Here is a 26,277-nt window from a genome sequence, read left to right as displayed (position 1 = left end):
TGAATGTCTGTCCGAGAACGCAGGGCCGTGGTGGCCACCGGTTTGATTGCCGGACTCGCACTCACGGCCAGTGTTTCCAGTTGCGGCGCACCCCAGAACGACGCCAAACAGGCCGTTCTGCAGATCGGTGCCATCCCCGACCAGAACCCCGAGAAACTCAATCGCCTCTACGGCACGCTCTCTGCGGAACTCAGCGAAAATCTGGATGTTCCCGTGCGGTATGCGCCGGTGAGCAATTACGCGGCGGCAGTGAGTGCCTTCCGCACCGGCAGCCTTGATCTGGTCTGGTTCGGTGGACTCACCGGTGTGCAGGCCCGGCTGCAGACGCCTGGAGCCCGGGTGCTGGCGCAACGGGACATCGATGCAGAGTTCACCAGTGTGTTCATCGCCAATGGCGCCAGTGGTTTGCGCCCCTTCACCAGTGCCGACCAACTGGTTGAGCTGAAGGGACGCCGACTGGCCTTCGGTTCGGAGAGTTCCACCTCCGGCCGCCTGATGCCCCAGTTCTTCATGGGGGAAAACGGCGTGAAGCCTGAGGATCTGGCGGGGGGCGGCCCTGGCTTCAGCGGAAGCCACGACGCCACCGTTGCTGTGGTGCAGAGCGGTGCTTACGAGGTGGGCGCCTTGAACGAGCAGGTCTGGCGCAGCAATGTGGCGGACGGCCGCGTGGATCCCGGCAAGGTGTCGGTGATCTGGAGGACACCGCCCTACGTGGATTACCACTGGGTTGTACGACCCGGTCTGGATGATCGCTTTGGCGCTGGTTTCACCGACAAGCTCCAGAACGCGTTGCTGGACCTGTCGGCAGACACAGAGAACGGCGCCACGATTCTCGAGTTGTTCGGTGCCGAACGCTTCATCCCCGCCAAGGACGAGGACTACGTGATGATCGAAACGGTGGGTCGCCAACTCGGAAAGATCCGTTGACGGCGCTGCTGGAGTTGCACCAGGCCTGCCTGGGGCAACGGCTCCAACCGATCACCCTCACCCTTCATGCGGACCAGCGTGTGGTTTTGCTCGGTGCCAGTGGCGCCGGCAAAACCACGTTGCTGAAGCTCTGCAACGGGGCCTTAAGCCCCGATGCAGGATCCGTGCACTGGTGCGGTCGCCCCCATCAGCAGTTGTCCCGCCGGCAACGGCGCCAGATCGGCACGCTCTGGCAGGACCTGCGCCTGGTGGAGGAACTGAGTGTGATCCAGAACATCAACAGCGGTGCCCTGGGACGCCATGGGCTGCTCTGGGCGATTCGAAACCTGTTGGGTCCGCTGGACCCAAACACCTGCCTGGAGCTGATGCACCAGGTGAAACTGGAGGCCGATCTGCTTGAACAGCCCGTGCGTGAGCTCTCCGGAGGGCAGCGCCAACGGGTGGCTCTGGGCCGTCTGTTGCATCAGCGGCCTGAACTCGTGCTGGCGGACGAACCCCTCTCCGCCCTTGATCCCAGCCTCGCCGAAGACGTTCTCAACACCCTGCTTCTGTTGCCGGGCTGTCTGATCAGCCTGCATCGGCCGGATCTGATTCATCGGTTTGATCGGGTTCTGGGGCTCCGTGGTGGTGCCCTGGTGATCGATGCGGCTCCAGACACCATTCATCGGGATCAGCTGGAATGGCTCTACGCATCGGCCTGAAGCCAGCCCTGCCGCTGATCCCATTGCTGCCGGGCCTCAGCCTGCTCGGCATTCTTGTGGTGCTATTGCGCGATGGTCACGGCGGCGGACTTTCAGTTCTTCAACAGTTCGCGGCTGGGGCCGTGCAGCCCTCCATCGATCCCATCGTTCTGGGCAGCTTGCTCAACGGGCTCCAGATCACCCTGGTGATCGCTGTGATGTCCTGGGGCATCAGCAGTGTTCTCGGCGTGGGTCTCGGACTGCTGAGCTCAAGCACCTTCTGGGAAATCCTGACGGACGTGCGTTGGCCTGCCGTGATCTTGCGCCGTTGGCTGGCGCCCCTGCGCGCTGTGCATGAACTGGTCTGGGGGCTGTTGCTGCTGCAGGTGTTCGGGCTGAATGGCTGGGTTGCGATCTGCGCCATCGCGATTCCCTACACGGTTCTGATGGCGCGGGTGATCGCCGATCAGGTGGATTGCCACATTTCACCGGCCATTCCCGTCCTCAAGGGAGCCGGCGCCACGCCATGGGCCGTGATGCTCACCGGGCTGGTCCCACCGCTGGCAGAGCCGATCAGCGACCACATCGGCCACCGCCTCGATTGCGCACTTCGTTCAGCCTTGATTCTGGGCGTTTTCGGCCTCGGAGGACTGGGGACAGACCTCAGCCTCAGTCTGCGCTCGCTCCAATTTCAGGAGCTGTGGAGTGGGCTTTGGATGCTGGCCATCGCCATGGTGGTGCTCGACCGACTGCTGCGAACGCTGCGCAGCTGGTCACGCATGCTGATTCTCCTGGTGGCCATGGCCAGCCCCTGGGTTGCCCTTGGCTGGGGAACACAGCTGGATCTGCAGCTGGCCTGGCCAGTGGCGGAGTGGTCGATGGTTGTCGGCAACCTCATCGACGGATCCCAGGGATTCAATGCTGCCCTTGAGATCTCCTGGCCCGGGGTGATTGGTGCCACGGTGTGGATCACCCTGATCGCCGGTTGTGTTGCCACCGGCCTTCCACCGCTGTTGCTGCTGGTTTGGCCCAGCCAAGCCAGCCTGCGGCTGCAGGGAGTGATGTGGGGCGCGTTGCGACTCATCCCGGCCCCTCTCACCGCACTCCTGCTGCTGATGCTGGCCAAACCAAGCCTGGCCCTGGCGGGGCTGGCCCTGGGGCTGCACCACGGCGGTGTGATGGGTCGGGTGCTGATCGACGACATCCGCAGCACGGGAGTGCGTTCCGCCCAGACCATGAAGGCCTGCGGCGCCCCCAACCGGGTGAGCTGGCTTTACGGCCCCCTGGCGGATGTGAGTCGCGCTTACCTCACCTATGCGACCTACCGATTGGATGTGATCCTGCGCGACACCGCGATCATCGGCATGGTGGGGGGAGCTGGTCTGGGCTGGCAGCTGATGGAAGCCCTCAGCTCGTTTCATTGGTGGTTGGTGCTCTGGATCGTGCTGATCTCCGCGGTGCTCACACTGCTGGGTGAGAGCCTGGGGGAACGACTTCAGGGGAGCTGGAACAGCCGGGCCATGGCCTTATGAGCGGTGCGAACGACGCCCCCCGTCAGCTGATCGTGCTCGGGGACAGTGGCGTGCATGGTTGGGGTGACCGTGAAGCGGGTGGCTGGTGCCAGCGACTGCGCCTGCGCTGGATGAACCTGCCCAACGCACCAGTGGTATACCCCCTGGGCATCCGCGGGGATGGCCTGGAACGCGTGGCCGCCCGCTGGCGCAGCGAATGGAGCTGCCGCGGCGAACTTCGTCGCCAAACGCCGGGCGGACTTCTGCTCAGTGTCGGGCTGAATGACACCGCCCGCGTTGGTCGGACCGACGGCAGACCCCAACTGGATGTGGAGGCCTTTTCATTCGGCCTGGGACAACTTCTCAATGAGATGACCCAGGAGCTGCAGGTGTTTGTGCTGGGCCTCACTGCGGTGGATGAACACGTGATGCCCTTTGCCGGCTGCCTCTGGTACAGCAACAGCCAGATTGCGGCCACGGAGGCCGTGATGGCCGAACAGTGCCGTGAGGCCGATGTGCCCTTCCTGTCCATGCATCAGGAGATGCAGCAGGAGCCCGACTGGTTGACCTGGATGGAACCCGATGGGATCCACCTCAATGCCGATGGCCACCGCTGGCTCGACCAGCGCTTAGGCCAATGGGCGCCTCTGCAGGAGTGGGCCGGACTCGCTGCACTTAACACATCAACACCTATCAGCATGCAAACGAGACCCGCAGCGGCGACTAATGTGTGGCTCTCCTGACATTGGTGATCGGACTTGGGACCTGACCGCTCTGCACAACGCGCTGCCGGCCACCCCCCTGCCCAGCGCAAAACCACGCTCAAGTGGGACGAAAACGGTGAACTCACAGCCCTGGATATGGCACGCATCGTTGACCGCTTGACCAAGCCGGAACTGCAGCGCTGCGATCTCGACCCCTCCTGAGGATCAGCTCGGGGCCATGGCCTGCTTGGCGGATTTGTAGAAATCCAGGTCGATGTCGGAACGTCCGTCTGATTCCGCCATCGCCTCAACCCGTTTACGAACAGCAGGCCGTACGAAAAACGGAACATCTTTCTTGAGCGCTGCCAGTGCTTCTGATTGCCAGTCCATCCATCCAAAACCGTTGCACCCATGATCCGGCACGAAAGTGCCGATCTGCGGCACCAAAGGGCCAACCGCTTCGGGGCTGAGGGTTGAACCGTTGGATCAGTTGCACTGATCCCTTGATTTCTCAACGTCACCTGCACCAGGAGTCCCGGCGTGGACTGCCGCCCTGCATTGCACGACGCAATCAGCAGGCTCTCAAGCACCTGGGCCTGGCCCACTGCGCGGCCCGTCGCCAACAGCAACGCGGGCATGAAGAGTTCGACGACCTGCTGCAGGAGTCCCGGGTTGGATTGATCCGTGGCCTTGAACGGTTTGATCAACAACGAGGCCTCCGCCCCAGCAGCTATCTGCTTTCGCGGGCCACCGGCCAAATCCTCCACTACCGCCGGGATCGATCACGCACCATTCGGATTCCCTGGCGACTGCGTGATCTTTACGCAGCCGGAATGAAGATCCAACGGGAACGCGAACAGAACCGGCAACCGCTTCTCAGCGATCAGGACCTTGCAACCGAACTCTCGGTTCGACCAGAGCGCTGGGCTGCCGCCGTTGAGAGCCATGGCGCCAGCCAGCTCGTCGCCCTGGCTGCCAGCCCTGGAGAGCCAGCAAGCCCGAGGGCAGAGGATGAACATCTGGACTGGCTGAAGAGCGTGCTTCACCAGGTGGATGGCCTGGCCGGCACGGTGCTGCAAGCCCACTTGATCGAAGGTCAGAGCCTCAAGGATCTGGCGCAGGCCATGAATTGCAGCCGTTCATCCCTGCGCCTTCATCTCCATGAGGGAGTTCAACTGCTGCAGCAATGGGCCCAGCGCGATGGTCTGATGCCCATCCAAACCAGCTGATCAGAGCACCATCAGCAGCATCGCCAGAACTGCGGCCAAGAGGGTCTGGAGAGCATTGACCAGCTCATTGCTCAACCAGGCCACGCGATCCTGCACCAGAGCACCGAGCAGGCTTTCGCCGAGGGTCGCCACCAGGCCAACCAGCATCACCAGCACTGCCACAGGCCATGAAGGAACCAGCTGCAGGGCCAGCATCACCAGGGTCATAGCGATGCTGCCGGCGGCACTGGCCAGGGTTCCCTCAAGGCTGATGGCTCCTTCGGTTCCTGGTGGAACCACCCGCAGGCTGGTGATCAACACCGTGGTGCGCCCGAATCGTTTGCCGATCTCACTACCGAAGGTGTCGGCCAACTTGGCGGCAAAACTCGCCGCAAAACCAACCAACATCAGCTCACGGGGCTCGACACCAGCACCGATGAGCAGTGCCAGGAAGGCTCCAACGGCCGCAGAACCCCAGACGTTTTCAGGGCCGCGCTGCCCACCGCGGGCTTCGGCAAGGCCCCGGCTCTGCTTGTTCTGAAAGCCGATCTTGGTGACCAGACTTCCCAGACAGAGATAGGCGACCACGGCCAACCAGCCCGACCAACCCAAACACCCCCACAAGATCGTCCCCAAAGCAGCCGCATGAACCCAACCACTGCGGGTGAGCACAGATGTCCGCTGCGCCAGGGCAATCAAAACCGTGTTCACCAGCAGGGCCTGAATCCAGAGTGCTGACATCACACCGTGTTGCAGTGCCCTAAGCATCTCCTGCCTGCGGCCATTGCAGAGGGAGAATCGGTTGCGTTCGTTCTCTGGTCGACCGGATGGTGTTCAACAGCAACAAGGGCTTTTTCCTCACCCTGGATGACGCCGCCGCTCCGGCCACCCTCGAGCTGCCTCAACAAGAGGCTCCAGCAACCGAAGAGGCACCGGTCGAGGCAGCTGTGGTCGCTGCCTCCGAGCCCTCAGAGGTTGCCAAGCCTTCAGCCCCCGAAGCTGTTGAAGAGACCGTTGCAGAAACCAGTGCTGCATCCAACGCTCAGCCCGCAGCCTCACTCACCACAGCAGAAGCGATCGCCGCTGAACTGGCTGCAGCAGAGGCATCCCGCCCGGCGGTGACCTATTCCACCTTTGCCCCCAGCAACCTCATTCCTGGTGGCGGACTGCGCCAGCGCAGCCGCCGGCCTGGAGCAGCTCTGAAATCCTTCCGGGGGATCGCTCAGGATCTGTTCAAGAGCTGATCAGCCGATCACGCCAACGAACCAGTTCCACGGCACCAGCCACCGCGGCCGTCGAACTGCGCAGGATGGTTGATCCCATCTGGACAGGCTGAATCTGGGCTTGGGTGATCTGCTTCAGTTCCTCTTCGGTCCAGCCCCCTTCCGGGCCGACCATGAGCCATGTGAGCTGAACAGGATCGGCCTGATGACGCAACCATTGATCCAAGGCCGGTGGTGCCGTCTCGCGGGTCACCCCCACCAGACGCTGGCCCCGCTCATCTCCCATCCATTGAGATAGGTCTTTGAGATCGAGCAGCTGTGGCGTCCACAACCGTTCGCACTGCTCCACCGCTTCACGAATGATCGTGGCCCAGCGCTCGGGTCGGTGGTCGGCCTGGGGAACACAGCGATCGCAGCGCAGGGGCTGAATCCGATCAATCCCGAGCTCACAGGCCATCCGGACCACCTCATCCATCCCCCGCCGCATCAAGGCCACGGCCAGACCCAGCTGAGGTTGGGCCTGGGGCTCAATCAGTTGCGCTGGCCGATCGAGCTCGAGCAGCTTGGCTTCCATCAGGGTTGCGGTGGTGAGCCGGCCGCAACCATCGATCAGATCCACCTGCTCGCCAATGCGCAGGCGCAACACTCTCCGCAGGTAGTGCTGCTCTTCGGAGTTGAGCAGAACCGATCCACCCTGCTCCAGGCGATCCGACGACAGAAGCAAGCGCCGGCGTTCAGCCACCGGCAGGGAAAACACTGTCGGGATGGTCTTCAACCGGCCAATTCTCATTGACCCCACCAACGACCAGCTCTTCGATCTGAACCACGTCGGAGTCCAGTTGACGCAGGGCATTGATCAGAACATCGATGGCAACTCCATCCGACGTACCGAGATCAACCCAGCAACGTCCCCAGTCGTTCTGGTATTCGAGCTGCCCCATGTTGTGCATCAGGGCTGGCATCGCCGACTCAGCCCCATCGTTGTCGTAGGTCATCAAACTGAGATCGGAGCCCGCGTCATGCACTTGCAGGTTTTCTGCGTTGAAGCCGCCCAAACGCCCGATCACATACCAGCTGTCGAAGACACCATCGACGTAATTCCGTTCCCCCTGGCTGGGGGGTTCCGAAAAACGGATCCACAACCAGCAATTGAAGGGATCGACTTCACGAAAACGAATGTCCATGGGGCCATCGCGACACCGTCATCATCGTTCAAGCTGAACGCATGCTCGAGCTCTCAGGAATCACCTATGCACCTGCGACTGCCGGTGCCCCCATCCTCGACGGCGTCGGTTTTCAGACGCAGAAGGGACGGCCGCTGCTGATTGCTGGCGCCAGTGGATCCGGAAAGACATCGCTGCTGGAAATCATCAGTGGCCTGGCATCAGCCACATCCGGCAGCATCCGCTGGAACGGCAGCGCAGTGAAACGACGGCAGCTGCGCTGGCTTTGCGGCATCGTTTTCCAGTTTCCTGAGCGCCATTTCCTCGGGCTGAGCGTGGCTCAGGAACTGCGGCTGGGGCATCGGCGGCTCGGTCATGAGCGCGAACAGAGCGTGCTCGAACGGGTTGGCCTCGACAGCATCGCCTCCACAACGGCGCCAGAACGGCTGAGCGGCGGACAGCAACGGCGGCTTGCCCTCGCCGTGCAAATGCTCCGCGGCGCTGAAGTGCTCCTCCTGGATGAACCCACCGCAGGTTTGGATTGGTCGGTGCGAGGGGACGTGCTTGATCTGCTCGCCGGCCTCGCCCGTGAGCAGGTGCTGATCGTGGTCACCCATGAACCCGAGCTGTTTCAGGACTGGGACTGCCAAAGACTGCGCTTGCAGGGCGGGCGGCTCGAACCGATGACTACATTGCCCTGAGCTTCCGAGGGGATATGGCCGACCGGCTGGTGCGTGCAACAGCCGCTGAGGGCGGCATCCGATTGGTCGCGGTATCAACAACCAACATCGTGCGTGAGGCCAGGGAGCGCCATGGTCTGTCGTACCTCACCAGCGTGATGCTCGGACGAGCCATGGCCGCTGGATTGATGCTGGCCAGTTCGATGAAGGTGCGGCACGGCCGGGTGAACCTGCGCCTCGGTTCCGACGGACCGATCAAGAACTTGATGGTGGATGCCGGCCGTAACGGAACCGTTCGTGGCTACGTGGGCGAGCCGGGCCTGGAACTCGACCCGATTCAGGATGAAGCAGGCCATTTCAGCTTCAACTTCAAGGAGGCCGCTGGCACCGGCTACCTCCACGTGATGCGTGATGACGGCAAGGGTGAGCCCTTCAACAGCACCGTTGAACTCGTCAGTGGAGGCATTGGTGAGGATGTGGCCTCCTATCTGCTCCACTCCGAACAGACTCCTTCAGCCGTGTTTGTGGGTGAGCAGGTGAACAGCGCCGGCATCCATGCCAGCGGTGGCCTCCTGGTTCAAATCCTTCCCAAAGCAGCGGAAGAGCCGGCCCTGGTGGAGCTGATTGAACAGCGTTGCCGCGAGATCACTGGATTCAGTCAGCGGCTGGCGGCAAGTGGAGACCAGCTGGAGGATCTGCTTCGGGACGTCTTCCCCGACCTTGATCCCAAACCCCTCGACGATGCCGAGGCCAGTCAGGAACTTCGTTTTTTCTGTCCTTGCAGCCGTGAACGCAGCAAAGCGGCACTGCTCCTGCTGGGCAGGGACGAACTCACCGACATGCGTGACAAGGACGGTGGCGCGGAACTGACCTGCCACTTCTGCAACAACCGTTATGACGTGAGCGCTGCGGAGCTGCAGGAGCTGATTGACGGCCTACCGACGGCGGCCTGATGCTCAGGCCAGGAACAGGGCTGCAGCCCACAGCAGCAGAGCTGCAGGCAGAGCCTGGATCTGCAGAGGACTGAGAGCCAGCTGTTCAACAGCAGTGGGGGAGAGCGCCAGGTTCAGCAAAGAGCCTGCCGCCAACCCCAGGATGAGCACCAGCAACGTCCAGCCCAGGGATGCAAGTGGGCGGCGACCACGGCGAACCTGACTGAGAAAAACGCCGATGGTTGCCAGGGCCAGCACCAACTGAATGCTCCCGGCCGAGATCAGCAACAGAGCAACGCCGACGATCCCTGCAATCAGGCGAACGGAACGCCCCTGCCCTTCCACCAGGGCCCAGTCGGGCTTGAGGCCGGAGAGGGTCGGGGAGGGATCGGGCAGCCTGTTGCGGAGGTTCGCCAACACGTTGCTCATCGGCGCCTGAGCTGGCGGAGAAGGCATGGATCCCGCCATGGCCTCCCGCTCCGATGCCGTCGCTGCAGCAGCACTCACCTGACCCTGTTGCCGGTCCCGCAGGCGAGCCATCAGGACAGCGTCGTAGGCCGCTTCGATCTTTGCTCGGGCCTGATCATCACCGGAAACCTCGGCGAGACAGCGTGCTTTGGCCGCCTGAACCTGATCAAAGCCCGCATCACGGCTCAGGCCGAGACGGGCAAATGGATCATCTGCGTTTGCATCGGGACCAGATTCACCCAGGGCTGCCATTGCGTCGATCGGGTTCCTTTTGATGAGCGTATCGGGGCCTGTTCAGAAGAGGGGCGCACCGTGACGAAAACCCTCGCTGCGTTCCAGCCTGCTCCGGCAGCTGAGGGCATCCACCCGGTTCATCCAGGAGCGGCGCTTGATCAACGGCATCTGCGGAGGAAGGTGGTAGCCCTCCAGCATTTCCACCGATTCGTCATCTCCACGGAAACACACGTATTCGGTGCCGCCGTCAGCACTGTTCCTCAGCAGCCAGAACGTACTCACGGAAGTTGAAGGCGCTGCACGATTCTGGCGAGAGAGCCGTGGGGGTGTGGATGGGGTGATCGGCGCAGTTCAGAGACTGATCGGCTCCACTCCACTCACCACCGGGGCAACACTGCTGAGTTCAAGGTCGGGGTGGTCTTCCCGAAGCTGGTTGAGATTCCACTCGTTCTTGAACAACAGCACAGGCCGATTCCAGGCATCACGCACGGTTTTGCAATTGAAAATCCGGCCCACCTTTTCGAGTTCAGCCCAACCGCCGTTGATCCAACGGGCAACCTGGAAACCCATTGGCTCAAGGCGGGTTTCCACGCCATATTCGTTTTCAAGCCGGTGCTGCACCACCTCAAGCTGGAGTTGTCCAACGGCCGCCAGAATTGGATCCCGCTTGCTCTCGTCGGTGTCATAAAGAATCTGCACAGCCCCCTCTTCCCGCAGCTCGTTCACCCCTTTGCGGAAGTTCTTGAAGGCTGAAGGGTTGGGGTTGCGCAGCCAACTGAAAATTTCAGGGCTGAAACAGGGAATGCCTTCGTATTCCACTTTCGAACCCACATAAAGGGTGTCGCCAATGGAAAACATGCCGGGGTTGTTGAGACCGATCACATCACCCGGATAAGCGTCTTCCACCACGGCTCGGTCCTGACCGAACAGCTTTTGAGGACGGGAGAGACGGATCGCTTTGCCCGTGCGGGCGTGCTTCACCGTCATGTCTTTTTCGAAGCGGCCGCTGCAGACACGAACGAAGGCCACCCGGTCGCGGTGCCTGGGGTCCATGTTGGCCTGAAGCTTGAACACGAAGCCGCTGAACCCTTCACGCAACGGGTCCACCAGACCTTCGCTGCTGGATCGGGCGATCGGCCGTTGCGCCATCTCAAGGAAGGCGTCGAGGAAGGGACGGACCCCGAAGTTGGTCATGGCCGAGCCGAAGAACACCGGGGTGAGCTCACCGGCATGGACCATCTCGATGTCCAGCTCGGCGCCAGCCGCCTCCAGGAACTCCATTTCTTCAATGGCCAGATCCAGCAGGTCCTCTTCCACCAACTCGCGCAGGGCAGGGTCGTCCAGCGAGAGGCGTTGCTCACTGGCCTGCTTGCCGCGTTCAGCACGGCTGAACAGAACCACCTCCTTGCTGCGGCGATCGATCACACCTCGGAATTGCTCGCCACTGCCGATCGGCCAGTTCACCGCCCAGGGGGTGAGGCCGAGTTCCGACTCGATTTCATCGAGCAGGGTGAGCGGTTCCCGCCCCGGGCGGTCCATCTTGTTGATGAAGGTGAAGATCGGGATCTGCCGCATGCGGCAGACCTCGAACAACTTCCGGGTCTGAGGCTCCAGGCCCTTGGCGGCATCCTCCAGCATTACGGCGTTGTCCGCCGCTGCCAGAGTTCGGTAGGTGTCTTCGGAAAAATCCTGGTGACCTGGCGTGTCCAGGAGGTTGATCGTGGTGGCGTCGTAATCGAACTGCAGCACCGTGGAGGTGATTGAAATGCCCCGCTGCTTTTCAAGCTCCATCCAGTCGGAGGTCACCTTGCGCTGCTCACCCCGGGCTTTCACCGCACCGGCTTGCTGAATGGCACCGCCGTAGAGCAGCAACTTCTCGGTGAGGGTTGTTTTTCCAGCGTCCGGGTGGGAAATGATCGCAAAGTTGCGACGGCGATCCACCGCCGAGGCCAAAACCTGGGCCAGATCACCATCAGTGGTCGCTTGACTGCCGCTCATTGGATTTCAGGACTTCACCAAGCCTGACACCACCAGATAACGGTCGTCCTCCGCCGACACCGTCAACTCGTCGAGATCAAGCCGGTGGAGCTCTGCGGTCACCTCCTGAGGTTCGAAGGCCGCCGCCAGCGAGGCAGCGAAATCGTGCTGCAACACCTCTGGAGCCGATGGCAGGTGTTTGAGCAGCAGCTGTTGAATCTCAGCGTCGGAGGCAGGACGCCGCAGATCCCGGTGCAAGGTGCGACAACCCTGTGCTGCCAAGTCTCTGGTGACCATCCAGAGCAGATCAGGCTGGTGCAGGTGATGCAAAAGGCTGTTGCTGACGATCAGATCAGCCTGCCCAAGCAGAGCACCTCGAAGCACCTCCTGAAGGGTCTGACAAAGGAAGGAGATCTCCAGCTGCTGCTGCTGGGCCCGCTCCCGGGCGACAGCCAGCATCGATTCGGCACCGTCAATGCCGATGATCCGAGCCTTGGGGAAGAGGCCGGCCAGCCGAAGCGTGATGTTTCCAGGGCCACAACCCAGGTCCACCACAAGTGGATTAGGCGGCAAAGGCGATGTGCGTGAGAGGAGACGCTGAATCGCTTCGATGGTGGCTTGATCGCCGGAACTGAAGTCGGCAGCGGCATAGGCCTGCACCTGCGTATCGCCGTTCATCAACTCAGGCTCCAGCCGCCGCTGCATCATTTGCTGCCGATTTGGAGCTCAGTTTGAACGGGACACTGTTGATGGTGGTAAAGAGACCTTGCTACCCCCATCTGTGGCGTTAGGGTTTCGATACTTGTCTTTCGCCCCAGCACCGCACGTGACCCTCACTCCAAATCGTGTGGAGACCTCTGCAGGAGCTGTCGCCGGGTTCGGCGACTTCCCCGCAACCGCTCCTGCTGCCAACCCGGTCTTCTATCGCACCTACAGCCGCAAAACCCCCAGCGGCCGTGAGAGCTGGAGTCAGGTGGGCGCGCGAAACCTGGAAGGCCTGCGTCAATTGGGCAACCTCAACGATGCGGAAGTTGCCCTGCTGGCTCGCATGCAGGCCGAGAAAAAAGCTCTTCCCTCCGGCCGCTGGCTTTGGATCGGTGGCACCCGCTGGATCGAGCAGCCCGAAAACTTCTCGGGTTCCTACAACTGCACATCCACCAACCTGGTGGATTGGCAAGCCTTCGGTCTGATGATGGACCTGGCGATGATGGGCTGTGGCACCGGCGCCATCATCGAGCCGCACCTGATCGACCGGCTTCCGGTGGTGCGCAACAGCTTTGAAGTTCTCAGCGTCAGCGAAATCGGCATCACTCCTGCCGCTGAGCGCCAGGACGACTGCACCCACAGTATTGATGGCAACAAGGTGACCATCAAAGTGGGTGACACCCGTCGCGGCTGGGTGGACAGCTACCAGCTGATGCTCGAGCTCAGCAGCGATGAACGGTTCAACGGAGGTCCGATTCAGATCGAGGTGGACCTCAGCGATGTGCGGCCTGTTGGGGAAACGCTGAAGGGTTTCGGCGGCATGGCCAACCCCGTCAAGCTGAAGGATCTCTACGGGCGCGTTGCGCGGCTGCTGAACAAGGCCCAGGGCCGTCGGCTCACCTCAGTCGAGTGCTGCCTGTTGATCGACGAAGCCGCCGTCACGATCGTGGCTGGAAACATCCGTCGCAGCGCCGGCATGCGCCAGTTCGCTTCGGACGATCAGGCGGCTGCGTCCTCCAAGGACAACCTCTGGCAGCAAGACGAGGAGGGCAACTGGAGGATCGACCCCGAGCGTGATGCGCTGCGGATGGCCAACCACACCCGCGTGTATCACACCCGTCCCAGCAAGGACGTTGTGCACGCAGCGGTGACCAAGCAGTTCCACTCGGGCGAAGGCGCGATCCAGTTCGCTCCCGAAGCGATCGCTCGCTCCAACGCCGATCTGCTCACCACCCCTGAGCTGCGAACGGAGTTCATTGAGATCTACTGCGATCAGGGTCGTGAGGAAGCGGGGCGTTGGCTGTCCGACAACCACGGCCCCATCGGCGCCGACGAGCTGGAGCACCGCCTCAGCCGTTACGGCTTGAATCCCTGCGGCGAGATCCTGGGTGCCGATTTCCACTGCAATCTGGCCGAGGTGCACCTCAACCAGATCGACCCCAGCGACGAGGAAGGACAGGCCGATGCCTTCCGTGCAGGTGCCCTCTCGGTTGCCTGTCTGCTCAACCATCGTTTTGAGGTGGAGCGCTACCGCCAGAGCCGTGAATGGGACCCGATCGTTGGCGTCAGCTTCACCGGTCTGTTCGACTTCTTCGTCCATGCCTTCGGTACGGAATGGCTGCGCTGGTGGGAGGCCGGCCGGCCTGAGACCGAGGAGGGTCTGCGCTTCAAGGAGCAGGAAGCCGCTTACCTGAGCCGTTGGAAGGAGATCGTCAATCAAACGGTCTGGGACTACTGCGACCGTCATGGCCTGCGGCGTCCCAACCGCTGCACAACCGTGCAGCCTGCAGGCACCAAGAGCCTGCTCACCGGTGCTGCCCCCGGCTGGCATCCGCCCAAAGCTCAGCGCTTCATCCGCCGGATCACCTTCCGCAAGAACGACCCCGTGGCCATGGCCTGCATGGACTACGGCTACACCATCGTTCCCTCCCAGTCCGACAAGGATGAGGAAGGCCGTCTGCTGAATGACCCCTTCGATCCCCGCTGCACCGAATGGCTGGTGGAGATTCCCACCGAGGTGAGCTGGGCCAACCTGCCCGGTGCTGATGCCGTTGACATCAACGGCTTCAGTGCCATGGCGCAATTCGATTTCTACATGCAGGTGCAGCGGCATTACACCGCCCACAACACCTCCGCCACCATCGAATTCCGCGAGCACGAAATCGAACCCTTGGCTGATGCGCTTCATCAAGCCATGGAGAAGGGCGAGGGCTACATCTCAGCAGCACTTCTAGCCCGCTTCGATGCCAATGCCACCTTCCCCCGCCTGCCCTTTGAGCCGATCGATGCAGCCACCTACGAGGAGCTGCAATCGGCTGTGGTGAAGCGTCGCGTCAGCAGTGATTTCTTCGAAGCACTGCAGCGTTACGACCAGGGCGAGCTGACCGAAGCAGGCCCGGCCGGATGTGATTCCGATAAGTGTCTGCTGCCTCTGGCCAAGCCGTAAAACTGAACTGGGAGCACGTCCCGATACAGTTGTCAGGTGTCCTGCGGGGCACCTGACACCCTCTGGAGAGGTGGTCGAGTGGTTTATGGCTCTGGTCTTGAAAACCACTGCCGGCTAAAGCTCCAAGAATTTGACTAAAAGATTTGAGCCCTGTCACCGCAGGGCTTTTTTGTTGCGGTGCAATGGATCTCAGGGTTTTCCTTGGAGCGTTAGAACCTGGATCTAACTCATCTACCGCTTGCCATGGGGTCTTCACCCGGTAGCTTCTAGGCAACGTTTTAGGCAACGCCTCGTTGGAGGACATCACTGACCTGCTGCAAGACGCAAACGCTGAGTTGAAGCGTGGCAGGGTTGGCGTGTCGATCCAACAGATGAGGAATCGACTGTTCTTGCGATCAGTCTTGCCATCGAAGGTTGATGGCATAGGTGCAACTCAACAACGTGTACCTACGGGTGAGTTAGCAACTAAGTCAGGTCTGAAAAGATCAGTCAATCTTGCTAAGAAACTTGCGACTGAGAAGAAGCTCGAATCATTTGACTGGAGCAACTGGCTGAACTCAGCACCCTCCGAGCAATCGAGAGCAGAGGTTCAGACCGAAAGCCAGACCGTTGAGGCATGGGTCCAACGCTTCAAGGTTGATTGGTGGGATGACAAGACGCTCGACACCACAGCTCAGAAGTCCCAGGCCAAGCGCTCTTGGTATGCGTACGAAGTTCAGTTCAACCGGATTCCGAACCAGAAAGACCTTCTGACAGTTGATCTCCTGGTAGAAGTGGCGAAGACCAACGCTCCAGGAAGCAAGCCACGGCATGAGTTCTGCCAGAAAGCCAAGGCGTTAGCGAAATTCGCTGACCTGCCAGGCATCAAGAAGCTGGAGAAGGTTCACACCAAATACGTTGCCAAGGTTCCGAAGCTCCCAACCGATGAAGAGCTGTTCGCCTTTGCTGAGAAGCATCGGCATGACGGGCGCTTCGGTTGGTGCTTCGCTGCTTTGGTCGTTTACGGATGCCGAGTCAGCGAGGTGTATTCGCTGGTTCCAACTGGTGATGGTGGAACGGCATCAGTGCTGACGTTGAAGCAGAAAGGGTTTGACCCAAAGCCAAGAACAGCGATCGCACTGCCGTTTGATTTGGTGGAACGGTTGGATCTGTTGAACGTGCAGAAACCGTTTGAGATCACTGCTGGCGAGGACTACGACAGCGATGCTGCCAAGAGCCAAACCGACATGTTCAACAAATGGCTCCAGAAGCGATGGAACGGAAGCACCAAGCTCTCGAACAAGAATGTTCGCCATAGCTGGTGCATCCGCTCGATCTTTGATCCGAAGTTCAGCGATGGACTAGCTGCAAGATCAGCAGGTCACTCGCTGGCGCTCCATACCTCCACCTACGCAACTGCGATTGAGAAGCGAGACATGGAGGAACAAGCCAAGTTGCTGAGGCGTTAGTCCTTCGATCAGAAGGATTCGACAACACGAGCAATTTCGTGTGGCTTGCGAAGGGCACCTTCGTCATCCATGACGCCGTAAACATGCTCAAGGTTCATGAGGATCGTGCAGATGTCATGCATCCACGGATCCTCAACGTCAGACATGTCTTCGTTGTCGTAGTAAGGGACCTTGAGAGTGTCTAGGACTCTGCAACCGCACTGAATCCAGTACGAGCCAGGCTCCAGATTGAGAGCCTCACAGATGTGTGATGGGGCGATCCAAGGCGTTGAGTGTGTCTCGTAGCTGCCGAGATGAATCAGCACACGAGTCATTTCATCAGCCAGATACCGACGCTTACGTCGCGACAGAGTTCCGTCGTTGATGTAATCGCTGATAACAGTGGCGGTAGACCAATCCTCTTGGCGCTCAGTTGTACCGGCACCTGGAACGCTCTTCGATTGTGCAGACATGTGGGATCTACTCCCGATTGGGAGTGACTGGTTTACGGAAAGTTCTTCATCGCCGAGGCGGAAACCAGACCCACGCCGAAGCGGGATTTCGTCCAGTGCTGAAAAAGTAGCACTGGGGTCAACCCCTTGGCGAATAGGTGAACACCAGATATGTTTTTTGCAGGTCGTCTTCGCAGCACGACCTCCAGCGGTAGTGCCGTCTGGATCACGTTTGAACAGTCCGTGACTGTGAGTGAGGCAGGGTCCGTGGCCCGGTAGATGCGTCAGAAATCGTGAGCAGTCCGTGGCTGTTTGGCGCTCTGGAGCTAACTCCTGCTTCCAAATGAATGAACCCCGAGTCGCTTATCGCGGCGCTCACTGCCGAAGTGCGGCAGATGCGTCACGACCTCAATCTGCTGATTGAGAAATCACCTGAGTCAGTAAGTCCGTGGATTCCTCCACGTGAGCTGGCACGTCTTCTTGGTGTCACCAGTCAGACCATCACCGCCTATCGAAATGATGGACGGTTCCGTTCCAGCAGCACACGTGCCATCAAACGAGGGCAAAGAACTGATTGGGAATACCACCGCCAAGACGCCATTGCTGATGTCAGGGGGTTGGTATGACCTACCGCGACTATCGAATCGGTTTCTCTGGAACGGACCTCATCAGTCCAACTCAGTTCGAGTATTACCCCGAGCTGAAGTACCGGATGCCTCAAGCGCTGGCTCATGCGTTGTATCGCCTGGAAGAAGTTCAAGGCGAGATCAACGACATGGAGCTGTCTGAGGAAGTGAGGCGTATCGCTCGAAAGCGGCGTCACATCCTCAATGGCTGGATCCGTTATTACCGGGAGCAACTCCAATGAGGTGGCTTCCTACCAACCAGGCGAGTGCTGCGCTGTTCTTGCACCGCAACACCCTTCACAAGTACAGACGAGAAGGTCTGTTCAAGGCTGGAACGCACTGGATCCGTAAAGGCCCCTGGCGTAATGCTGGGTACCTCTACGACGTTGATGCCTGCAAGGAGACGTTCCAGCAGTGGGCCATTGACCCACCACTGCGTCTTCAGCTCATTAACTGCACAAGGTTGCACAGGGCTGAACGTGATTTGCAGGGCGATGTAGTGCACACGAATGGTTTCTCATACGTTGTGAACGATGAGTAGACATTCCGAATTGGATTACTACCAGCGGGAGAAATTAGGTGCTCCACTTGCAGATCAGATGACCTTTCGAGTGCAGAAACGGCTTGCCATTTTTATTCGAACGGTTGCTCTTACTGAAGGTAGAGATCCTGCCCAGCTGATTCGTCGGATGCTGCATGAGGCGTGCCAAGAGATTGGCTACGACCCAGACGCTTTCTGACATAAAAAAGGCCCCTGAAGGGAAAGGGGCCTCCATCTGATCCAGCCACATCATGACATCTGTACACGAGGTACGTCCTCCAAAGATCGACATAACCCAGTGGGTACTCAGAACTGAAATGCTCTTGCTTTCCCACTGGGGAGACGTTGAAGCGTTTAAGCCACCAGTACTTGCTGCGCCTGTCTCTTTAGCCGAAATGATGGCTGAAGAGTTTGTGCCACCAGTGAATGAACCTGCTGGTGAGGCTTGGAACGAAGCCAGCTCACTGACAGATCAGTGGTGGTACATGGATCGCGATTCTGATGAATGGAAGGAACGGGAGTGGGAGCTTTGGGACCTCTGGCTTGCACTGCAATCCCACTACGACAACGACAACTCTCAGTACAACCAACGCTGCATTGAGAATGGTCGAGAGCAGTTTCAGCACTTAGACCCTCAAGTCATTGGAGACATTGAGGAGTTCAAGGCTCAGCTCATCTTGCGGCGTGGGAAATTCCCAGTCGTCATCAGACAACGTGTAGATGGTGTGTCATATGAAGACGCCACCAACTACAAGAAGCGGTTCAACGCTCCAGACATCAGCCGCTACTACCTCTCGGCAGTTCAAAGGCTCAAGCACTTCAGAGAAGCCAAAGGACTTCTAGATCCAGCGTTTGCAGCGCAGGATGAGCTTGAGAATGAAAGCCAGAGCAACCTCAAGAAGCTCTCTGGAGCGTGGGAAGCCATCAAGTTGATGCCTAGCCCTACGCAACGCCGCCTAGCCCATCAGAAGCTCAGAAAGGATCTGGGCATCGCTGACAAGGAGTACAAGTCATTGATGCACAGCCTGCTGGTTGAGCAGAGCGATGAAAACGTTCGGCTCGACAGCATTGATGCCGTCAAACGAGCAGCAGCAGTTTCTAAGGAACGAGCAGTGGTTGATCGTTTCTTGATGGCTGGAGCGGTGTCGATCGTTGCCGCTGAAGGCGGTTGCGGAAAGACTTCACTCCTCTATGCCATCTCAGAAGCAATCTCCAATGGCTCACCCCTGTTTGGGCAGCTTCCAACGATCAAAGGTCACGTCGTGATCATTGAGGCAGATGAAAGCTGGCGTAATTCAGCCGAGAAATGGACTCGGATGGACTACTCACCCAATAAAGACAACGTCTACACCCAGTGGGCTTGGGATCCTTCAAAGCTTCTAGAGCTTGAGCAGACGATCCAGAAGCACAACTCTGTTGCAGTGCTGATGGACAGCTTTGCAACGTTGTTCAGCGGTGGCGGTGAGTCAATGAATGACTCTGAGATTGGTCTGTACCTCTATACCCTCAACCAAATGGCTGCCCGTACTGGAACGGCCATCTTGGTGACGCACCACCTCAAGAAGGGTGCAAGCAGGGATAACAGAGGGAATCTCAGACCAATCACCCTCGCTGATCTGTTTGGCTCGTCCTACATCGTTAACGGTGCCAGTGACGTTTGGGCGCTCTGGCGTACTGATGACGATGGGCAGCACTTCCAGCTTCGGTATCTGAAAGACAGATCGATGCTGGTGGAACGGAACTTCGACTTTCAACTCACGGGCAGTGATGAGTCACTGCGCTTCAACCTCCATGGTGGGAGCTTGCATGAACTTGAACATCGGAAGACCGTTCGGGAAAAACTGCTGAGCATCCTTAGGCACTCTCCCCACCAGTGGTTCACGGTTGAACGACTTGGGGTTGAGTTGAAGGAAGCCAGCAAGTTCAGTGCCAGCTACTCAGACAGAGCTGTAAGGCGTGAGATGTCTCAGCTTTACGTGGAAGCTGCTGTCACTGGGGTTGATCGCCGCCGAATTAACGACGGCAAACCAGGTCGCCCCAAGTTTGAGTACGCCTTCGTTAGGTGAGTGGGGTGTCTGAACCGTTCCAAAAAACACCTCTGATGCCTGAGACACGTTCCAGCGCAACAGATCAGGAGATGTCCCAAACCACTCTGAATAAAGGACAGCGTCAAATGGACAGTGTCCATAAATCATGGGGGTTTAGGACTTTCCGAGATCCGTTCCAGGAGAACAGCAGTCAGGGAATAGAAGGTAATAAAGGACAAAAATCCACACCCTTACGAGAGGTGGTTTGCTCTGGAACGTCTCTTGAAAAAGAGCCCCCCAGGGTTTGCCCTTTGGAACGTGATGACAGTTCCCGCACGAGAGCGGGAATAACAGTGAGAGCAGTCCGGGCCCTTTTGGAGCGTGAACCGCTCAAACCACCTGCGACACAACGGATTTACACCCGGGCCCCTAATGACAGTGGTGTCACTAAAGCCACTAAGTGCAGACCATTGGCTACCCGGTTTTTCGACGTTCTGACGGCCCGCGTTTTTCAGGAGAAAAAACCATGAGCGTGGAACGTGAACTGGCGGCCCTTAATAGACGCTTGAACGACCTCAAGCGGAGGCAAGAAGCCATTCACCTGCGTGTATTCACTCGAAACCACGACGAGCCATACCCCGCTGATGCAAGGGATGGCGACTTAGTGGTGACGATTGAACCGCCATTGAACTGGGACTGATTCGGCCCATTCATGCACCAGCCATCACAGCGTCGTTCTTCGCCTGATCGCTGACTTCGAGGTACCTACTCAAAACACCCAGATCTGAATGACCTGAGATTGCTTGGAGCGCCCTTAATGGAACTCCATTTGCACTCGAAGCAGTCAGAAAACTCCTTCTGAATGAGTGCGTAGAAATTCCACCGAAGCCAAGTTCACTGGCTGCCTTCCTCAAAGCGTGATCGAAACCACGTCTTGTCAGATGTTCACCAGGGTTACGACCAGGGAAGACCCATTGATCTGGATCGTTCTCTGGATTCACCACTTGCTTCCAAGCTGCTAACTCGGCTGCAAGTTGTGGATGGATTGGAACGGATCTTGTCTTCTTTCCACCTTTTGTTGTTGGAGCGGTCAACAGCACATAGCCGTCAGCGACATACCTCCACTTGAGCTGCAAACCTTCTGACACCCGAGCAGCAGTGCGTCGAAGCAATGTGGCTAAGACGCGATGGTTCTCAGGTAAAGCCTCCAGAAGCAGATCAAGCTCAGCAGTCGAGAGAACACGTGCTCGACCGAAGCGATCTTTCTTCATAGATCTATTTAGTTACCGAGGTTCAGAGGCAAGTCAGAGACTGGCTTGTCCTCTTCCATAACGTAGAGGACTAGTTACCTACTTTGTACCTGGTAGACCCACAGACTATCTGATGCAAAATCGCAATCATTATGAGTAATACTAGGTTTCTGAATACTGATCGGCTGATGTGATTTAGATGAGACTATCTAATTACTACTAGACAAGTGTAGGGGGTGGAGTTGCAGTTTTTAGCTTCGCAATCCTCACGCGGGGAACTTACTGAGATAACAATACATACCCAGAGAGTAATCGTCAATATGCAATCTCTAGTTAATTCTAATGCACTACATTTAGATGGGTGCCATGGAGCAATAAAGACAGGTAAGATTTAGATGCGGTCATTTCTCCACTCGTATGAGTTCCGATTGGGATCTCACGCCAGCAGAGTGGTCAATGATGAGCAGGGCAAACAAATGTGCAAAGCAGTTGTATCCCTACTCATCTCAATCTTCTGAAGCTTGGGCTGTTCGAGCTTTCCGCAAATGGAGAACAGAGGGGGTGACACCCGAAGTTCTACGCGACAAACAAAGCCCAGGAATTCTGAATCTCATAGACAAGAGGCCACCAAAGCCATGAGCAACATCGAATCCTTCGTCAGTACGTACCAGAGCCTTTTCCCTGGAACGCCTACTCCTGCAATGCCATCCAAGCCAGAAGACTTGGGTTTGTCTGTTCAACTAGCGATCAGGGAGAACAACCCTCGCTTGTGGCAGGCGATGTTTGGTGGTCATGGAGCGCCACTGCCTGCTGACATCGCCATGCGTATGGGTAAGGGTGAGATCTATCCAGAAGACGCTTCTGCCCTACGCGCCAGTAACTACGACGAGTGGGCAGCCGTTGCAGATCAACATCGCGAGTCAATCCTGGAACGTGCCAGGGAAGCCACTCGTGAACGAGAGAAGGCAATCCACCAAGAACAGGTGAAGCGACAACAGCAATGGGCTGAGATGTCGCTCCTGGAGCGGATGTCTGCCAGTCCTGTTTCAGAGGTTGCTGCTGCTCAAGCCCGTCAGCAGTGGGGAATCACCGGTAACTGATGACTCAAGCCTTCGTACAGATGCCAGAAGGACGTAGGGGCAGACCATTCCGAGAAGAACAGGATCTGCCACCACAAATCCAACAAGCGCTTGTTTTGCGTGCTGCTGGAGCGTCTTGGATTGATTGCGCTGCTGGAGCGGGTGTCGATGTCCGCAACTTGAGGAAATGGCGAAAGCATCCACAGGCAGAACCATTCCTGAACGAGCAGATCAGAGGCAACCTCCAGCAAGCTCAGACGCTGTTTGCAGAAGCAGCGCCAAAGCTGGCTGAACGACTCATCAAGTTGGGACTGGATGAGCGTGTGAAGGGCTACACCGCTGTGAGCGCCATCTCAGAGGCGTTCAAGATCCTGCAAACCGGTGTTGTGGACCAGCAGCAACGAGAGCAGATCGAAGCGATCAAAGCGCAGCTCACTGCTCTTGAGGATGGAACGCCCAACGTGATCGACGTTTAGGTGGAGAAGCTGAAGAGACGCACAAGCACCGACTACCCACAAAATGAGATGCCGGAGTTGGCGTTCACATTAGAAATCGCAACTTCCGCTCAATCAGCCTGCGATCACACGGTTAAGGATTTCTTGTTTTAGGAGGGCACGATCTCGTTCCACCTTGATTTCCTCCATCAGCTCAGGCTTTGTCTGGGAGCGAAGGTTGACCCTGTCCAAAGGAGTCTTCAGCATCGTCAAAACTTCCTCAACGTGAGAGGTCGGATCATCTCCAAAGCTGTCGAAGCTGGACAAGGCTTTGTCGAGCTGATTGATTAGTCGTTTTGCGGCTCTCACTGGCTTGGTGCATGGAGTTGCCGACTATGGACCATCAAGCTCCATATGGCTACACGCCCAGCCGTTTCACTTTTGATTCATCGCTACCGAGATACAACTGCACCATCTGCTGCAGGCAGGGAATGACCGGTTAGAGACTTCTCTAAAAACCATTGGTTGAAACGATTCAGACCCTCGGGCAGATGTGAGTCACTAAGTCAGCGTTGACCCAGTTGATGGCACCGCTTTCAGCTCTTGCCCTAAGGGAGGCGAGAGCTCTTAGGCTTTTCCAAGATACCTCTGAATGCAAGGACCAAAAGAGCGATGGGTGCGGCTACCCACCCAATCGCCAACGGAACCAAAACAACCATTCCCAGCCAAAGCGGGGTGGTTGTACCGAATTGGGAAAACAACCCGTCCAGCAATTGCCCGACAAGCCTTGCTCCAAACAGCCCTAGGAAGCCGTAAGGCACGAGGGACACGGCAAAGAACGCCGTCACCACAACGCTTAGAAGAAATTTCCCGAGCTCTGTCATGCGCCAAGGATGGCAGCGGTTCAAACCCTTGGACAGATGTGAGTCACGAGGTCAGCGTTGATCCAGTTGATGACGCCCGTATCGACATCAGCCACTTGGAACAACGTTGGAATCTTTGGGTTTCTGGCACCGCCATCGACCCAGATCACATCAGCCATCCGCCAGGCACCTTCAGTGTCAGTGACTATCACGGTCATGCCTGCTTTGACGTGCAGAAACACTGGATCTGACTTGGGCGCTGCAACAGCGCTTGCATGATCAACCGACATACCCCTCTTGATAGTACAGCTGTATTAGTACAGGAGTAGATCAGGCGTCCAGGAACAGATCTTTAAAGACGCGTCACGTCAACCGTTAAGCGATCCAAGGTTTTGTGACGACCTGAACCTTTTGTCTCGGTTGAGCCAAACGGGACTCGATTTGCTGCCTATTGCTTAGAACAGCAGAGATGCACGCCATGAAAGCGACCAAGCTCACTACTGCTCCACAGGGCTTCGAGTACTACAGAGTTTGCGACCAAGAAGGTGTCTGCCGTGTAGTCAGAGGCATGTGGGCAGCCAAGCACCTCATAGAAGACATGCCTGAGCTAACCGCCACTAAGACAAAGCTCTACCCGGCGGAATGGTTTTAAGCCATTTAGGCAACGTTTTAGGCAACGCTGTGTTTAGGCAACGTTTGCAGCCAAGTTGTCGAGGTGCTGGAACGAGCTGTTTTAACGCTTGTTCTCTTGGCACCCTAGTCCAGGAGACCCGTTGGCAGCACTAGGTTTCGGCCACGTTGACGATTGGGTAGACTAATCAGGTCGATCCAAGGGATTGACCCGCCTGGAGAGGTGGTCGAGTGGTTTATGGCTCTGGTCTTGAAAACCAGCGTGTCTTCACGGGCACCGTGGGTTCGAATCCCACCCTCTCCGTGTAACTGAAGTCCTGAGACATCCAGGACAATCCAACAGCCCAGTCAATGACTGGGTTTTTTAGTGCCTATCGTCCAAGCAAGACTGGCGAAAACCAACAAAGTTCATTGGTTGTGTTGGTGTAAAAGGTGGTGTAATTTTCAGAGTGTTGGTGTATTGACGATTGGCCTTAACTGACGCCCAGGTCAAAGCCGCTAAACCTCAGAGCAAGCGGCGCCGAATCAGCGATGAAGGCGGGCTTCTGCTGGAGGTGGACCCTGCTGGCGGGAAGTACTGGCTTTGGCGTCACAGGTATCCGCCCACCAAAAACGGCAAGCAGCAGGACTACCGAATAGGTCCCTACCCGCGCATTGGCCTTAAGCAGGCGCGGCTAGAGCGAGATGAACAAAGACTCTTACTGCGCCAGGGCATTAACCCCTGTGAGCGCAAGAGGTTGCAAAAGCAGGAGTGGCTTGAGGAGCTCAAGCCCGAGAACAGCTTTAAGGCAGTTGCAACCACATGGCATCAGTTGAAAGCCGCCGGCACCTGGAGCACGCGGCATGCCGATGACGTGATGAAAAAGCTCAGCAAAGACGTTTTCCCTGCCATTGGCGAGGTCGGCGTGGCTCAACTGAGCAAGCAGCAATGCAATGGCGTTCTGAACCGCATCCAGAAGCGTGGATCGCTGGAGCAAGCAAAGCGGACGTTGAACGTGATTGCTCAGGTCATGGACTACGCCGTGCACCTAGATCTATGCCAATCCAATCCCGCCAGAAGTGTCTTGAAGGTGGCACCGGTTAAGCAAACGGTGGATCACTTCGTTGCCATCAATTGGTCCGAGCTGCCCGAGCTACGACAAACGCTCCTGGACAACCCGAAAAACTGCGATGCCATGACCATCCATGGGCTTTGGTTGCTCTTGCTCTGCTTCCCGCGCACGCAAGAACTTGTTGGCGCCCGCTGGGATGAGATTGATTTCGAAAAATCCATGTGGACCGTTCCTGCCGAGCGCATGAAAGGCAAGAGGGGCAACAGGAAAGAGCACCTGATCCCGCTTTCTCAGCAAGCGAAAGAGCATTTCAAGGCACTCCATGCCATCAACGGCGATGAAGGCACTGTGTTCAAGAGCATCCGCACCAAGAGCGGGATGCTCAGCAACAACACCTTCAACATGGCCTTGAAGCGCATGGGTTTCGACGGTCGGATGACTCCCCACGGTTTCCGGGCCTTTGCCATGACCAACATCCAAGAGCAACTTGGAATTGAGCTGCGCGTCGTTGATCGGCAGCTGGCTCACATCGAGAAGAGCAAGGTCACCGCGGCGTACAACCGCGCTGAATACATCGAGGAGCGCAAGTCGATGATGCAGCGATGGGCTGACCTCGTCATCCCGAAGCAGGCCTAGGCCGCGGCGTCGATCTGGGACTGAATCCAAGTTTTAACAGCGTGCTCAGACCACGCCACGACCCGTGGGCCAAGGGGAATTTGCTTTGGGAATGTCCCAGACGCAATTCGGGCATAAATGGTGGACTTCGAGAGTCCGGTCATCTGCTTGACCTCGGGCAGACGGACGAGACGGCAACGCTCTGACATAGACCTTGCTGGCTCCTAATGGAATGAATCAGGACCATTCACTGCTAGACGATTTCTTTTTGAAAAAAGCACTATGAAAGCTTTAAAAAGAAGGAAAAAGGTTCAGACGTCCAGGGAAGTCCAAGGAGATCCAGAAGACAGAAAACACACAATGAAAGTAATTTGCTTTATATCTAACTGAAATTACATCTTGGCCAAGATGTAATGGTTCATT

At 57.9% G+C, this 26,277-nt stretch carries 30 protein-coding genes and 1 tRNA gene; 18 read left to right on the top strand and 13 right to left on the bottom strand.

Going from position 1 to position 26,277, the window contains the following annotated elements:
* Window positions 1-3: 3 nt before the first annotated feature.
* From SynRS9907_RS06645 to SynRS9907_RS06625, 5 genes are read left to right on the top strand one after another with little or no spacing between them, the layout of a single operon-like run.
* Window positions 4-927, top strand: coding sequence for a putative selenate ABC transporter substrate-binding protein (locus SynRS9907_RS06645; protein ID WP_188022239.1), 924 nt, complete (start codon window positions 4-6; stop codon window positions 925-927).
* A complete protein-coding gene (locus tag SynRS9907_RS06640) occupies window positions 924-1,628 on the top strand; it encodes an ATP-binding cassette domain-containing protein (protein WP_188022238.1) in 705 nt (234 codons plus the stop codon). The genes SynRS9907_RS06645 and SynRS9907_RS06640 overlap by 4 nt, the downstream gene beginning before the upstream one ends.
* Complete coding sequence (locus tag SynRS9907_RS06635; RefSeq protein WP_188022237.1) at window positions 1,607-3,139, top strand: phosphonate ABC transporter; 1,533 nt, start codon at window positions 1,607-1,609, stop codon at window positions 3,137-3,139. The genes SynRS9907_RS06640 and SynRS9907_RS06635 overlap by 22 nt, the downstream gene beginning before the upstream one ends.
* Window positions 3,136-3,861, top strand: a complete 726-nt coding sequence (locus SynRS9907_RS06630; RefSeq protein WP_188022236.1) for a GDSL-type esterase/lipase family protein — start codon at window positions 3,136-3,138, stop codon at window positions 3,859-3,861. Before SynRS9907_RS06635 ends, SynRS9907_RS06630 begins: the two co-directional genes overlap by 4 nt.
* 15 nt (window positions 3,862-3,876) lie before the next feature.
* The gene (locus tag SynRS9907_RS06625; protein WP_188022235.1) at window positions 3,877-4,044 is read left to right on the top strand and encodes a hypothetical protein; all 168 of its coding nucleotides are present in this window, start codon (window positions 3,877-3,879) and stop codon (window positions 4,042-4,044) included.
* Between the two features lie 3 nt (window positions 4,045-4,047).
* Here SynRS9907_RS06625 and SynRS9907_RS06620 read toward each other — a convergent pair whose 3' ends face one another.
* On the bottom strand, window positions 4,048-4,266 hold the full coding sequence (locus SynRS9907_RS06620; protein WP_370586627.1) for a PCP reductase family protein: 219 nt from the start codon (window positions 4,264-4,266) through the stop codon (window positions 4,048-4,050).
* Between the two features lie 59 nt (window positions 4,267-4,325).
* Between SynRS9907_RS06620 and SynRS9907_RS06615 the strand changes: the two genes are divergently transcribed.
* Entirely contained in the window at window positions 4,326-5,051 is a 726-nt protein-coding gene (locus tag SynRS9907_RS06615; protein ID WP_188022234.1) for a sigma-70 family RNA polymerase sigma factor, read from the top strand.
* Here SynRS9907_RS06615 and SynRS9907_RS06610 read toward each other — a convergent pair whose 3' ends face one another.
* Window positions 5,052-5,771 (bottom strand): TIGR00297 family protein, encoded by a 720-nt coding sequence (locus SynRS9907_RS06610; RefSeq protein WP_255446021.1) that lies wholly within the window; start codon window positions 5,769-5,771, stop codon window positions 5,052-5,054.
* Window positions 5,772-5,857: 86 nt separating this feature from the next.
* Here SynRS9907_RS06610 and SynRS9907_RS06605 point away from each other — a divergent pair, with 86 nt between their 5' ends.
* A complete protein-coding gene (locus SynRS9907_RS06605) occupies window positions 5,858-6,274 on the top strand; it encodes a hypothetical protein (RefSeq protein WP_188022232.1) in 417 nt (138 codons plus the stop codon).
* Here the strand turns inward: SynRS9907_RS06605 and SynRS9907_RS06600 are convergent.
* A complete protein-coding gene (locus SynRS9907_RS06600; protein WP_255446020.1) occupies window positions 6,264-7,028 on the bottom strand; it encodes a 16S rRNA (uracil(1498)-N(3))-methyltransferase in 765 nt (254 codons plus the stop codon). The genes SynRS9907_RS06605 and SynRS9907_RS06600 overlap by 11 nt on opposite strands.
* A complete protein-coding gene (locus SynRS9907_RS06595; RefSeq protein WP_188022231.1) occupies window positions 6,988-7,437 on the bottom strand; it encodes a DUF3531 family protein in 450 nt (149 codons plus the stop codon). Before SynRS9907_RS06595 ends, SynRS9907_RS06600 begins: the two co-directional genes overlap by 41 nt.
* 41 nt (window positions 7,438-7,478) lie before the next feature.
* On the opposite strand from SynRS9907_RS06595, the gene SynRS9907_RS06590 reads away from it, so the two are divergent.
* Window positions 7,479-8,117 (top strand): ABC transporter ATP-binding protein, encoded by a 639-nt coding sequence (locus SynRS9907_RS06590; RefSeq protein WP_188022230.1) that lies wholly within the window; start codon window positions 7,479-7,481, stop codon window positions 8,115-8,117.
* A 14-nt stretch (window positions 8,118-8,131) separates the two neighbouring features.
* Entirely contained in the window at window positions 8,132-9,049 is a 918-nt protein-coding gene (gene hslO, locus SynRS9907_RS06585; protein WP_188022229.1) for an Hsp33 family molecular chaperone HslO, read from the top strand.
* 3 nt (window positions 9,050-9,052) lie between these two features.
* On the opposite strand, the gene SynRS9907_RS06580 is transcribed toward hslO, so the two are convergent.
* From SynRS9907_RS06580 to SynRS9907_RS06565, 4 genes are all read right to left on the bottom strand, one after another.
* The gene (locus SynRS9907_RS06580; protein WP_188022228.1) at window positions 9,053-9,748 is read right to left on the bottom strand and encodes a CPP1-like family protein; all 696 of its coding nucleotides are present in this window, start codon (window positions 9,746-9,748) and stop codon (window positions 9,053-9,055) included.
* A gap of 42 nt (window positions 9,749-9,790) precedes the next feature.
* Window positions 9,791-10,012 carry a hypothetical protein gene (locus tag SynRS9907_RS06575; RefSeq protein WP_025362298.1) on the bottom strand — a complete coding sequence of 74 codons (222 nt, stop codon included), beginning with the start codon at window positions 10,010-10,012 and terminating at the stop codon, window positions 9,791-9,793.
* A 69-nt stretch (window positions 10,013-10,081) separates the two neighbouring features.
* Entirely contained in the window at window positions 10,082-11,728 is a 1,647-nt protein-coding gene (locus tag SynRS9907_RS06570) for a peptide chain release factor 3 (protein WP_115008995.1), read from the bottom strand.
* Window positions 11,729-11,734: 6 nt separating this feature from the next.
* A complete protein-coding gene (locus SynRS9907_RS06565; RefSeq protein ID WP_370586626.1) occupies window positions 11,735-12,385 on the bottom strand; it encodes a trans-aconitate 2-methyltransferase in 651 nt (216 codons plus the stop codon).
* A 148-nt stretch (window positions 12,386-12,533) separates the two neighbouring features.
* Between SynRS9907_RS06565 and nrdJ the strand changes: the two genes are divergently transcribed.
* Both nrdJ and SynRS9907_RS06555 read left to right on the top strand, forming a co-directional pair.
* Window positions 12,534-14,858: a ribonucleoside-triphosphate reductase, adenosylcobalamin-dependent gene (gene nrdJ / locus SynRS9907_RS06560; RefSeq protein ID WP_188022226.1), complete on the top strand. Its 2,325-nt coding sequence runs from the start codon at window positions 12,534-12,536 to the stop codon at window positions 14,856-14,858.
* A gap of 293 nt (window positions 14,859-15,151) precedes the next feature.
* Window positions 15,152-16,306, top strand: coding sequence for a site-specific integrase (locus tag SynRS9907_RS06555; protein ID WP_188022225.1), 1,155 nt, complete (start codon window positions 15,152-15,154; stop codon window positions 16,304-16,306).
* Window positions 16,307-16,314: 8 nt separating this feature from the next.
* On the opposite strand, the gene SynRS9907_RS06550 is transcribed toward SynRS9907_RS06555, so the two are convergent.
* Window positions 16,315-16,758, bottom strand: coding sequence for a hypothetical protein (locus SynRS9907_RS06550; RefSeq protein WP_188022224.1), 444 nt, complete (start codon window positions 16,756-16,758; stop codon window positions 16,315-16,317).
* Window positions 16,759-17,084: 326 nt separating this feature from the next.
* Between SynRS9907_RS06550 and SynRS9907_RS06545 the strand changes: the two genes are divergently transcribed.
* From SynRS9907_RS06545 to SynRS9907_RS06535, 3 genes are all read left to right on the top strand, one after another.
* On the top strand, window positions 17,085-17,363 hold the full coding sequence (locus tag SynRS9907_RS06545) for a hypothetical protein (RefSeq protein ID WP_188022223.1): 279 nt from the start codon (window positions 17,085-17,087) through the stop codon (window positions 17,361-17,363).
* Window positions 17,360-17,605, top strand: a complete 246-nt coding sequence (locus SynRS9907_RS06540) for a hypothetical protein (RefSeq protein WP_188022222.1) — start codon at window positions 17,360-17,362, stop codon at window positions 17,603-17,605. The genes SynRS9907_RS06545 and SynRS9907_RS06540 overlap by 4 nt, the downstream gene beginning before the upstream one ends.
* A gap of 616 nt (window positions 17,606-18,221) precedes the next feature.
* Window positions 18,222-19,970: an AAA family ATPase gene (locus SynRS9907_RS06535; RefSeq protein WP_223157688.1), complete on the top strand. Its 1,749-nt coding sequence runs from the start codon at window positions 18,222-18,224 to the stop codon at window positions 19,968-19,970.
* Between the two features lie 671 nt (window positions 19,971-20,641).
* On the opposite strand, the gene SynRS9907_RS06530 is transcribed toward SynRS9907_RS06535, so the two are convergent.
* Entirely contained in the window at window positions 20,642-21,202 is a 561-nt protein-coding gene (locus tag SynRS9907_RS06530; protein WP_188022220.1) for a site-specific integrase, read from the bottom strand.
* A 680-nt stretch (window positions 21,203-21,882) separates the two neighbouring features.
* Here SynRS9907_RS06530 and SynRS9907_RS06525 point away from each other — a divergent pair.
* Both SynRS9907_RS06525 and SynRS9907_RS06520 read left to right on the top strand, forming a co-directional pair.
* Complete coding sequence (locus SynRS9907_RS06525) at window positions 21,883-22,281, top strand: hypothetical protein (RefSeq protein ID WP_223157687.1); 399 nt, start codon at window positions 21,883-21,885, stop codon at window positions 22,279-22,281.
* Window positions 22,281-22,736, top strand: coding sequence for a hypothetical protein (locus SynRS9907_RS06520; protein ID WP_188022218.1), 456 nt, complete (start codon window positions 22,281-22,283; stop codon window positions 22,734-22,736). The genes SynRS9907_RS06525 and SynRS9907_RS06520 overlap by 1 nt, the downstream gene beginning before the upstream one ends.
* A gap of 93 nt (window positions 22,737-22,829) precedes the next feature.
* On the opposite strand, the gene SynRS9907_RS06515 is transcribed toward SynRS9907_RS06520, so the two are convergent.
* Together SynRS9907_RS06515 and SynRS9907_RS06510 are read right to left on the bottom strand one after the other, a co-directional pair.
* A complete protein-coding gene (locus SynRS9907_RS06515) occupies window positions 22,830-23,021 on the bottom strand; it encodes a hypothetical protein (protein WP_255446019.1) in 192 nt (63 codons plus the stop codon).
* 577 nt (window positions 23,022-23,598) lie between these two features.
* Window positions 23,599-23,847, bottom strand: a complete 249-nt coding sequence (locus tag SynRS9907_RS06510) for a DUF3104 domain-containing protein (protein WP_188022216.1) — start codon at window positions 23,845-23,847, stop codon at window positions 23,599-23,601.
* A gap of 557 nt (window positions 23,848-24,404) precedes the next feature.
* Between SynRS9907_RS06510 and SynRS9907_RS06505 the strand changes: the two genes are divergently transcribed.
* Both SynRS9907_RS06505 and SynRS9907_RS06500 read left to right on the top strand, forming a co-directional pair.
* Window positions 24,405-24,491: transfer RNA gene (locus SynRS9907_RS06505), tRNA-Ser, on the top strand.
* Between the two features lie 163 nt (window positions 24,492-24,654).
* Entirely contained in the window at window positions 24,655-25,875 is a 1,221-nt protein-coding gene (locus SynRS9907_RS06500; protein WP_188022215.1) for an integrase arm-type DNA-binding domain-containing protein, read from the top strand.
* On the opposite strand, the gene SynRS9907_RS06495 is transcribed toward SynRS9907_RS06500, so the two are convergent.
* Window positions 25,872-26,063, bottom strand: a complete 192-nt coding sequence (locus tag SynRS9907_RS06495) for an AlpA family transcriptional regulator (protein ID WP_188022214.1) — start codon at window positions 26,061-26,063, stop codon at window positions 25,872-25,874. The genes SynRS9907_RS06500 and SynRS9907_RS06495 overlap by 4 nt on opposite strands.
* Window positions 26,064-26,277: the final 214 nt, after the last annotated feature.

This window comes from Synechococcus sp. RS9907 (assembly GCF_014279615.1).
Classification (GTDB): Bacteria; Cyanobacteriota; Cyanobacteriia; order PCC-6307; family Cyanobiaceae; genus Parasynechococcus.
This window is presented reverse-complemented; position numbering and strand designations above follow the sequence as displayed.

Bases quoted from the DNA above. Each gene is read 5' to 3' on its own strand.
- SynRS9907_RS06645 (WP_188022239.1), top strand. From the start codon at position 4: ATGTCTGTCCGAGAACGCAGGGCCGTGGTGGCCACCGGTTTGATTGCC.
- SynRS9907_RS06540 (WP_188022222.1), top strand. From the start codon at position 17,360: ATGACCTACCGCGACTATCGAATCGGTTTCTCTGGAACGGACCTCATC.
- SynRS9907_RS06520 (WP_188022218.1), top strand. From the start codon at position 22,281: ATGACTCAAGCCTTCGTACAGATGCCAGAAGGACGTAGGGGCAGACCA.
- SynRS9907_RS06525 (WP_223157687.1), top strand. From the start codon at position 21,883: ATGCCATCCAAGCCAGAAGACTTGGGTTTGTCTGTTCAACTAGCGATC.
- SynRS9907_RS06605 (WP_188022232.1), top strand. From the start codon at position 5,858: ATGGTGTTCAACAGCAACAAGGGCTTTTTCCTCACCCTGGATGACGCC.
- SynRS9907_RS06510 (WP_188022216.1), bottom strand. From the start codon at position 23,847: ATGTCGGTTGATCATGCAAGCGCTGTTGCAGCGCCCAAGTCAGATCCA.
- SynRS9907_RS06545 (WP_188022223.1), top strand. From the start codon at position 17,085: ATGAACCCCGAGTCGCTTATCGCGGCGCTCACTGCCGAAGTGCGGCAG.
- SynRS9907_RS06565 (WP_370586626.1), bottom strand. From the start codon at position 12,385: ATGAACGGCGATACGCAGGTGCAGGCCTATGCCGCTGCCGACTTCAGT.
- SynRS9907_RS06635 (WP_188022237.1), top strand. From the start codon at position 1,607: ATGGCTCTACGCATCGGCCTGAAGCCAGCCCTGCCGCTGATCCCATTG.
- SynRS9907_RS06530 (WP_188022220.1), bottom strand. From the start codon at position 21,202: ATGAAGAAAGATCGCTTCGGTCGAGCACGTGTTCTCTCGACTGCTGAG.
- SynRS9907_RS06630 (WP_188022236.1), top strand. From the start codon at position 3,136: ATGAGCGGTGCGAACGACGCCCCCCGTCAGCTGATCGTGCTCGGGGAC.
- SynRS9907_RS06570 (WP_115008995.1), bottom strand. From the start codon at position 11,728: ATGAGCGGCAGTCAAGCGACCACTGATGGTGATCTGGCCCAGGTTTTG.
- SynRS9907_RS06550 (WP_188022224.1), bottom strand. From the start codon at position 16,758: ATGTCTGCACAATCGAAGAGCGTTCCAGGTGCCGGTACAACTGAGCGC.
- SynRS9907_RS06590 (WP_188022230.1), top strand. From the start codon at position 7,479: ATGCTCGAGCTCTCAGGAATCACCTATGCACCTGCGACTGCCGGTGCC.
- SynRS9907_RS06595 (WP_188022231.1), bottom strand. From the start codon at position 7,437: ATGGACATTCGTTTTCGTGAAGTCGATCCCTTCAATTGCTGGTTGTGG.
- SynRS9907_RS06580 (WP_188022228.1), bottom strand. From the start codon at position 9,748: ATGGCAGCCCTGGGTGAATCTGGTCCCGATGCAAACGCAGATGATCCA.
- SynRS9907_RS06495 (WP_188022214.1), bottom strand. From the start codon at position 26,063: ATGTCAGAGCGTTGCCGTCTCGTCCGTCTGCCCGAGGTCAAGCAGATG.
- SynRS9907_RS06535 (WP_223157688.1), top strand. From the start codon at position 18,222: ATGCTCTTGCTTTCCCACTGGGGAGACGTTGAAGCGTTTAAGCCACCA.
- SynRS9907_RS06610 (WP_255446021.1), bottom strand. From the start codon at position 5,771: ATGTCAGCACTCTGGATTCAGGCCCTGCTGGTGAACACGGTTTTGATT.
- hslO (WP_188022229.1), top strand. From the start codon at position 8,132: ATGGCCGACCGGCTGGTGCGTGCAACAGCCGCTGAGGGCGGCATCCGA.